The 7,518-nt window shown below is 63.1% G+C and carries 5 protein-coding genes; all 5 read left to right on the forward strand.

The genetic code is table 11. The annotated features are described in order from the left end of the window. A partial coding sequence (gene mrdA / locus VHE12_09170) for a penicillin-binding protein 2 (GenBank protein ID HVZ80952.1) occupies positions 1 to 1,700 on the forward strand: 1,700 nt, incomplete at its 5' end. Between the two features lie 30 nt (positions 1,701 to 1,730). Next, the gene (gene rodA, locus VHE12_09175) at positions 1,731 to 2,852 is read left to right on the forward strand and encodes a rod shape-determining protein RodA (protein ID HVZ80953.1); all 1,122 of its coding nucleotides are present in this window, start codon (positions 1,731 to 1,733) and stop codon (positions 2,850 to 2,852) included. 264 nt (positions 2,853 to 3,116) lie between these two features. Continuing rightward, the gene (locus VHE12_09180; GenBank protein ID HVZ80954.1) at positions 3,117 to 4,130 is read left to right on the forward strand and encodes a hypothetical protein; all 1,014 of its coding nucleotides are present in this window, start codon (positions 3,117 to 3,119) and stop codon (positions 4,128 to 4,130) included. A 41-nt stretch (positions 4,131 to 4,171) separates the two neighbouring features. Further along, the gene (locus tag VHE12_09185; protein HVZ80955.1) at positions 4,172 to 5,950 is read left to right on the forward strand and encodes a hypothetical protein; all 1,779 of its coding nucleotides are present in this window, start codon (positions 4,172 to 4,174) and stop codon (positions 5,948 to 5,950) included. Beyond that, the gene (locus tag VHE12_09190) at positions 5,947 to 7,341 is read left to right on the forward strand and encodes a HAMP domain-containing sensor histidine kinase (GenBank protein ID HVZ80956.1); all 1,395 of its coding nucleotides are present in this window, start codon (positions 5,947 to 5,949) and stop codon (positions 7,339 to 7,341) included. The genes VHE12_09185 and VHE12_09190 overlap by 4 nt, the downstream gene beginning before the upstream one ends. The last annotated feature ends 177 nt before the right edge of the window (positions 7,342 to 7,518 follow it).

Here is a 7,518-nt window from a genome sequence, read left to right on the forward strand (position 1 = left end):
TCCGCCTGATCCCCCAGCGGGCGCCCCGGGGACTCATCACCGACCGCCACAACGAGGTATTGGCGACCAATGTCCCGACCTATTCGCTCTTCCTGGTCCCGGCGGACATCAAGACCTATGGTTCCACCCTGCAGAAACTCAGCCAGATCCTGGAGGAACCCCTGTCCTCCCTGGAAGACCTGGTGGAAAGCCGCCGCCAAAGGCGCCGGTTCGAGCCCATCCGCATCCAATCCCATTTGGACCGGGAATTGGTCGCCAAGATCGAGGAGAACCGGGTCCATTTACCGGGGGTCTATATCCAGATGGAGCCCGAGCGTTATTACCCCCACGGGGACTTGGCCAGCCACATCCTGGGCTATATCGGCGACATCAACGAGGATGAATTGGCCCGGTTGAAGGACAGCGGCTACCAGCCCGGCGACCAGATCGGCAAGAAGGGCGTGGAGCGGATCTACGACCGGATCCTCCGGGGCCAGAACGGGGGCGTCGAGGTGCAGGTGGACGCCACCGGTACCCAGCGAAGGGTCCTGGATTACCGCAAACCCCGGCAGGGCCATACCCTCAAGCTCTCCATCGACTGGAAGCTCCAAAAGCTGGCGGAGGACCTGTTGGGGGACCAGGTCGGCTCCATCGTGGTGGAGAACCCCCAAACCGGGGAGGTCCTGGCCCTGGTCAGCCACCCCAATTACGACCCGAACAATTTCGTGAGCGGCATTTCCTTCAAGGATTGGAACGAACTGCTGAAGGACAAGGACCATCCCCTGCAGGACCGGGCCATCCAGGGACTTTATCCCCCGGGATCGGTCTTCAAACTGGTCACCGCCCTGGCGGCCCTCAAGGACAAGGTCATCGACCTCAATAAGGTCTTCCTCTGCCGGGGCATTTATTGGTACACGGTCTGGCCCTACCGTTGTTGGAGGCTGTCGGGGCACGGGTGGGTCAACCTGGAGAGGGCGATCATCGAGTCCTGCGACATCTTCTTCTACCAATTGGGGCTGCAGGTCAAGATCGACCGGATCCAGCGGATGGCCAAGGAGTTCGGGCTTGGGTCCAGGACCAAGATCGATCTGGACGCCGAGCTTCCGGGCCTGGTGCCCGACCCCAAATGGAAGCAGAAGACCCAGGGACAGCCCTGGTTCCCGGGGGACACCATCCACACCAGCATCGGCCAAGGATATCTTTTAACGACCCCCCTGCAGATGCTGGGGGTGACCGCCAGCCTGGCGATGGACGGGAAACTCTTCCGGCCCCACCTGCTCTACCGGGTGGTGGACCGGGTGACGGGACGGACCCTCTACGAAAAGCAGCCCGAGCTGGTGCGCACCGTCGACATCGACCCGGAGGACCTCAAGTTCATCAAGGCCACCATGGAGAAGGTGGTGAGTTCCAACCAAGGGACCGGGAAGAAGGCCCGGGTGGCGGGGGTCCAGGTGGCGGGGAAGACCGGCACCTCCGAGAACCCCCACGGGGACAACCACGCCTGGTTCACCTGTTACGCCCCGGCGGACGACCCGCGCTTGGCCATCATCGTGATGGTGGAGAACGGCGGGGAGGGTGGTATCGTGTCGGCTCCCATCGCCAAACGGCTGATGGAATTGGAGTTGGGACAGGAAGTGACCCCCTGGCAGACGCCTACCCCGGGAACGGAAGAAGGCACCCCGGTGGCGGCCCCGACCCCGGTCATGGGCGTGGCGCCGTAAAAGGATGAAGACCGTGAATGGAATGGACCGATGATCAAGGCCCTCTTCAAAACCTATTTCAAGGGCGTGGACTGGGGCCTCATCACCGAGGTCCTGGCCCTTTCCGCCATCGGGGCGGTGGTGGTCTTTTCGGCCACCTCCCATTCGGCCGACATCTCCCAGCTTTGGAAAAAGCAGGTCTTCTGGTTCTTCATCTCGCTCCTGGGCATGTGGGTCTTTTCACGCATCGACTACCGCTTCTGGATGGAGGCGGCCTATATCTTCTACGCCTTCGCGATCCTCTCCCTGCTTCTCGTGTTCGTCCTGGGGGACGAGACCAACGGGGCCAAGCGCTGGATCAAGCTGGGGCTCCTTTCCTATCAGCCCTCCGAACTGGCGAAATTGTCGCTCCTGCTTTTCCTGGCCCGTTACATCGGGAGCCGGACCATCGAGCTTTATTATATGAGGAGCCTTTTTTTCCTCCTGGCCATGCTGGGAGTGCCCCTTTTCCTGATCCTCAAGCAGCCGGACCTGGGGTCGGCGCTCCTGCTGATCCCGGTATCCTTCGTCTTGATGTATGTGGGGGGGCTTCCCGTCAAATGGCTCGGTTCCATGGCGCTGATGGCCCTGGCCTCCACCCCTTTCATCTGGCACTTCCTCAAGGATTACCAGAAGGAGCGCCTGGAGGTCTTCATCAACCCGCAGGACGACCCCTTGGGGGCGGGTTACAACATCATCCAGTCGGTCATCGCCATCGGGTCCGGCGGCATTTCAGGCAAGGGATTCATGCAAGGGACCCAGACCCAGCTTTCCTTCATCCCGGAACATCACACGGATTTCATCTTCGCCGTCATCGGGGAGGAGTGGGGTTTCGTCGGCTGCCTGGTGGTGCTGGGGCTCTACTATTTCATGATCCAAAAATGTTTCGAGATCGCCCGCAAGGCCCGTGACCGCGAGGGTTCCCTCCTGGCCCTGGGGATCGGCGGCATGTTCACCGTGCAGATCGTCATCAATGTGGGGATGACCGTGGGACTGCTGCCGGTGACCGGCCTGACCTTGCCCTTCATCAGCTACGGCGGTTCGTCCCTGGTCTTCAGCTTCGCCGCGGTGGGGATCCTGCTCAACATCTCCTACGCGAACCGCCGCCCGGTGCTTGTCACCGGAAAAGGCTGACGCCCACCGTCAGGACCCGGCCGAAAAAGCCCTTTTCCTGAACCGGGCCCAGGGAAAACCTGAACCCAAGGACCCGATCGTCGGGAGCCCCTCCGGATTTTTTTTGCCCCTATGTTAGGATGCCTCAAGACCAACCGTGAGGCATCCATGGTGCTCGGGACCATCGTCCCCCCAAAAACAAAACTCGTTCCCGTTCTGATAACGTTCTTGGCCCTCGGGACCTGGGCCCCGATGATCCGGGCCCAATGCCCGAATAATCCCTCCTTGACCCCGGAGGCTTGGGGCGGGGCATCGGGGCATCTTTCGACGAGCTTCGGGACCTATACCTTGTCGGGGGATGGAGATTTCTCCACGACCCAGGACCACGAACAGGGGGAGTCGGCCCATCTCACCTTGGTCGGTAACGGACAGGTCCAGGCCCGCATCACGGGTCTGAGCGGTGAGAAGAGCTCGGACACCGGGATCGGGATCTATATCCGTCGAGGGACCTCGGCATGGGGCGATGGCGCCTTTTTCTGGTTGAGGGGAACTTCCGGGTCCAAGGACGATTTCGCCACCCGGACCGGCGGCGGGAACCTGTCCATCCAGCAGACGGGATCGGCCAGCCTTCCCGTTTATCTAAGGCTCCAGGATTGGAACGGGAGGATCTATCCGGCCACTTCGACCAATGGGTCCACTTGGACCGTCTTGAACGAATACGACCTCTCCTCGAACCTAGGGGCGGGCCAAACCCTGACCTATGGCTTGATGGTCTGGAGCGGGGTCAATGATTCCCCGACCACCGCGACTTTCGACCATGTCTGCATCATGACCTTGACCACCCCCATCCCGACCTGGACCCGCACCGTCACACCGACCCGGACCTTTACGCCGACCTGGACCCGGACCCCTACACCTGTTCCCCCGACCGGGACCCCTACCCTGACCACGACCCCGGATCCCACCGCCACCCTCACTTGGACCCCTACTCCCACGGTCCTGGTCACCCCGACACCCACCCCTCCGGGAGGGCACTTGGTCTGGCCGAACCCCTTCACCCCGGACCTTTCGACCGACCACCAGGCCCTTTTCCAGTTGCCGCCTTCCCATGGAGCGGGGAAACTTTTGATCGTCGACCTGCATCGCCGGGAGGTGAGGTCCATGGTTTTCGGGCCGGGGGCGGCCGTGGCCTGGGACGGGAAGGATAACGGCGGGCGGACCGTTCCGTCCGGGGTCTATCTCTTTCTTTTGGAAGCCGACGACCGAGTGGAACGCGGGACCGTGACGGTGCTCCGCTGACCGAGTTGAAAATCCGATAAGACCCTGAAAGGTCCCTGTCCATGTCCGCTGCGTCCGAACGGCTGGTGACGATCGCCTTATTGGGCTTTTCCGTCCTGGTGGTTCCAAAAGGTCCCGGGTGGGGGGCCTTCCTGGATTTCAGCCCCGCCGCCCGGGAGGCGGGGATCGGGGGGAACGCGGTGGCTTGCCCCGACGGAACTTCCGCGTTGTCCAACGACCCGGCGGGATTGGCGGGAGCGGACCGGGACCGGATCAGCGCCCGCTATGAGAACCTTTTCTCCGGCATCGAGGGCGACGATCTCTCCACGGGGAACATTTCGGCGGTCCTCCCGCTGGACCCCGAGGAAGCGATGGGATTCTCCCTCGACCACTTCACCGCGGACGCGCTCCAACAGGACCGGGTGAAGGCCGCCTTCGGCAAGGCCTTCGGACCGGGGACGGCCTTGGAACACCTGCGGTTGGGGATCGACCTTTCCTTCCTGCGCCAGCAGTTCACCCTAGCGGCCCCCTTGGCCGGTGTTTCCGCAGGCCAGGTCACGGCCCAGGCCTTTTCGATCGGCGCGGGCGCGCTTTTCGATCCTTGGCGCTGGTGCACCCTCGGCGTCTCGGGGGAGGACCTGAACCGGCCCAACCTGGGCGTGATCGGGGTCGATCGGGTGGATCCGATCCTCCGCTATGGGGCGGCGATCCGTCCGCCGTTCGGAACGGATCCCCTGGAGATCACCCTGGCCCAATCCCTGGATGGGGACCACTGGGAGACCCAGGGGGGGATCGAGTGGACCTGGGTCCGTTGGAACCTTTCCCTTCGCGCGGGCGGGGATTCCCGGACCGGGGCTTTGGGCTTCGGGTGGACCGACGAGGGGTTGTCGCTCGATTATGCCTACCAGTTCTCGTGGGGAGGGTCCCCGTCGGTTTCGGGGGTGGGCGTCCCGGGGAGCCACCTGTTGGAGGTGGCCTTCGCGTGGGATACGGGGAACCGGGAGAACCAAGTCTGGGCCGACCTGATGGACCGGGCCAAGAAAGCCTCGGCCGAATCCAAATGGAAGGACGCCTTTTGGGATTACCAGCAAGCCTGTCTTCTTCGGCCCCAGGACTCCACCGCCCTTTCCGGGCGTTCGGAGGCCCTCCGCCGTTACAACCAGCAGCGGGCGCAGGTCTTCTTCCAACGGGGCCGGAAGGCCGAGGAACAGGGTTATTTCCGGGAGGCGGAACAGGACTATGAATGGGCGGCCACCTTGGATCCGGGGCAGGGGGATTATGTCCGGGCCAAGGAGCAGGTGACGAAGGCCTTGAAGCAAGGGGCCCTTTCGGACCCCCGGGTCCGCGACCTGCTCGAAAGGTCGGTCCAACTGATCAAGAAAAGGGACCGGGCCGGGGCCAACCGGAACCTCCGCAAGGCGCTGGCCCTTTATCCGAAGGACGCCTTCCTCCAATTCGTCGCGCGGGCCTATTCCCCTTCCACGGAAAAGGGGACCCCGGCGCTGGACCGTTCCCTGGAACGCATGTCCGTGGAAGCCGAGATCTACCGGAGCAAAGGCCGGCTGGACCTGGCCCGGGAGACCTGGCGATCCATGTTGGGGAAGGACCCTTCCAATGCCCTGGCCCGGGACAACTTGGCCGCGACCGAGGAACGTCCCCAGACCTTGACCGAGGACCAAAAGGCCAGGGCCCAAGCCCTGCTCCAAAGGGGCTTGAAGGCCTATGCGGCAGGGGACAGCGTCGAGGCCCAACGTTATTGGGAAGAAGTCCTGAAGATCGATCCGCTCAACTTGAACGCCCTTAACAACCTGGCCCGGGTCAAGATGGAGGACAAACGGTGAAATTGACCCTGCGTTTTTTCCTCACCCATGGCGGGGTCGCCCTTCTTTCGATCCTGACGGGTTACGGGCTCCTTTGGGAGGGTTCCCGTATCCTCTACCTTCGTCAGACCCGGGAAGCCCAGCGAAAGGAACTGATGGATTTCACCCTGGCGGCCAAGGAATCCATGCTCCAGCGCGAGGATGTGGCGGTCCTGAACCTGATGCGCGCCATGGTCCGGGAGCCCGCCGTATCCTTCGTGGTCTATTCCAACCCGGGTATCGGCGCCAAGGTGGTTCTCCCGGCCCTGTATCAAAGGGAAGAATTCCGGGCGGACCGAACCGTTCCGGACCGCCGGTTCCTCAAGGATGGGACGGAAGTGGTCGAATGGTCCGCGCCGGTCCCCGCGGGAAAGGGGGAGCCGGGACGGGTCTGGATCGGTTATTCCCTGGCGGCTTTGGACAAGGACCTGCGGGACCAGACATCCCGGGGCCTCCTGTTGGGCGCCATCGCCGGGGGCGGTGCACTGGGCCTGGGCCTGCTTTTTTCCGTCCTCCTGGCCCGACAATTGGCCGCTCCCCTTCGCAAGATCCGGGACGGCACCCACTTGGTGCGGGAGGGGAAATTGAGCGCCTTGGTGGAGGTGGACCGCCGGGACGAGATCGGCGACCTGGCCCGGGATTTCAACGTCATGACCACCCAGTTGAAGGAACTGGACGAGATGAAGCGGGATTTCACCGCCGGGGTCACCCATGACCTGGGCACGCCCCTGCACGCCATCCGTAGCGCCATCAATTTCCTCCAGGGCGGGGAGGCGGGACCGCTGACCGAGAAGCAGGCCGAATACCTGCTCCTGGTCTCCAATAGCGCCGCCCATCTGACGGATTTCATCAACAACCTCCTGACCACCGCCCGGATCGAAGCGGCCAAGGTGGATCCCTTTCCCGAACCGGTCGATGTCTTCGCCCACGTCAAGGAGATCGTGGACCTCTACCAGCCCCAGGCGCGCGAGAAGGGCCTGCGGCTTTCCCTGGTGAAAAGGTCCCATTACATTTCCCTCTCGGCGGACGTTACCATGTTCCGGCAGATCGTCCTGAACCTGGTCTCCAACGCCATCAAGTTCACCCCCTCGGGCGAGGTGGAGGTGGTCCTTTCCGAGGAGGACGGGGACTTCGTCCTGGAGGTGCGGGATACGGGGGTGGGGATCGACCCGGCCTTCCATGAACGGATCTTCGAGAAGTTCTTCCGGGTCCACCAGCCCAAGGGCTCCCCCGCCCGCCAGGGAAGCGGATTGGGACTGACCATCGTCAAGGGCCTCTGCGAGGCCCATGGGGGCCGGGTGGCGGTCGAGAGCGTGCTGGGCCAGGGAAGCCGCTTTCGCGTGGTGCTGCCCAAGCAACCCCGCCGTTATTGAAAGGAGCCGCCATGCCGACATCCATTCTGATGATCGAGGACGATAGGGCGGTCGCCACATTGACGCGCGACCTTTTCCAACGGGAAGGGTTCCTGGTCCAGACGGCGGATTCGGGCGCCAAGGGTTGGGAACTCCTCCAAAAGGGGAATTTCGACCTTTTGGTCCTGGACCTTGGAC

It is taken from the genome of bacterium (assembly GCA_035549195.1).
Taxonomy (GTDB): domain Bacteria; phylum Oederibacteriota; class Muellerivitia; order Muellerivitales; family Muellerivitaceae; genus DASZRK01.

Excerpts from the sequence above, each read along its gene's own strand:
- rodA (HVZ80953.1), top strand. The coding sequence starts at position 1,731 with ATGATCAAGGCCCTCTTCAAAACCTATTTCAAGGGCGTGGACTGGGGC.
- VHE12_09185 (HVZ80955.1), top strand. The coding sequence starts at position 4,172 with ATGTCCGCTGCGTCCGAACGGCTGGTGACGATCGCCTTATTGGGCTTT.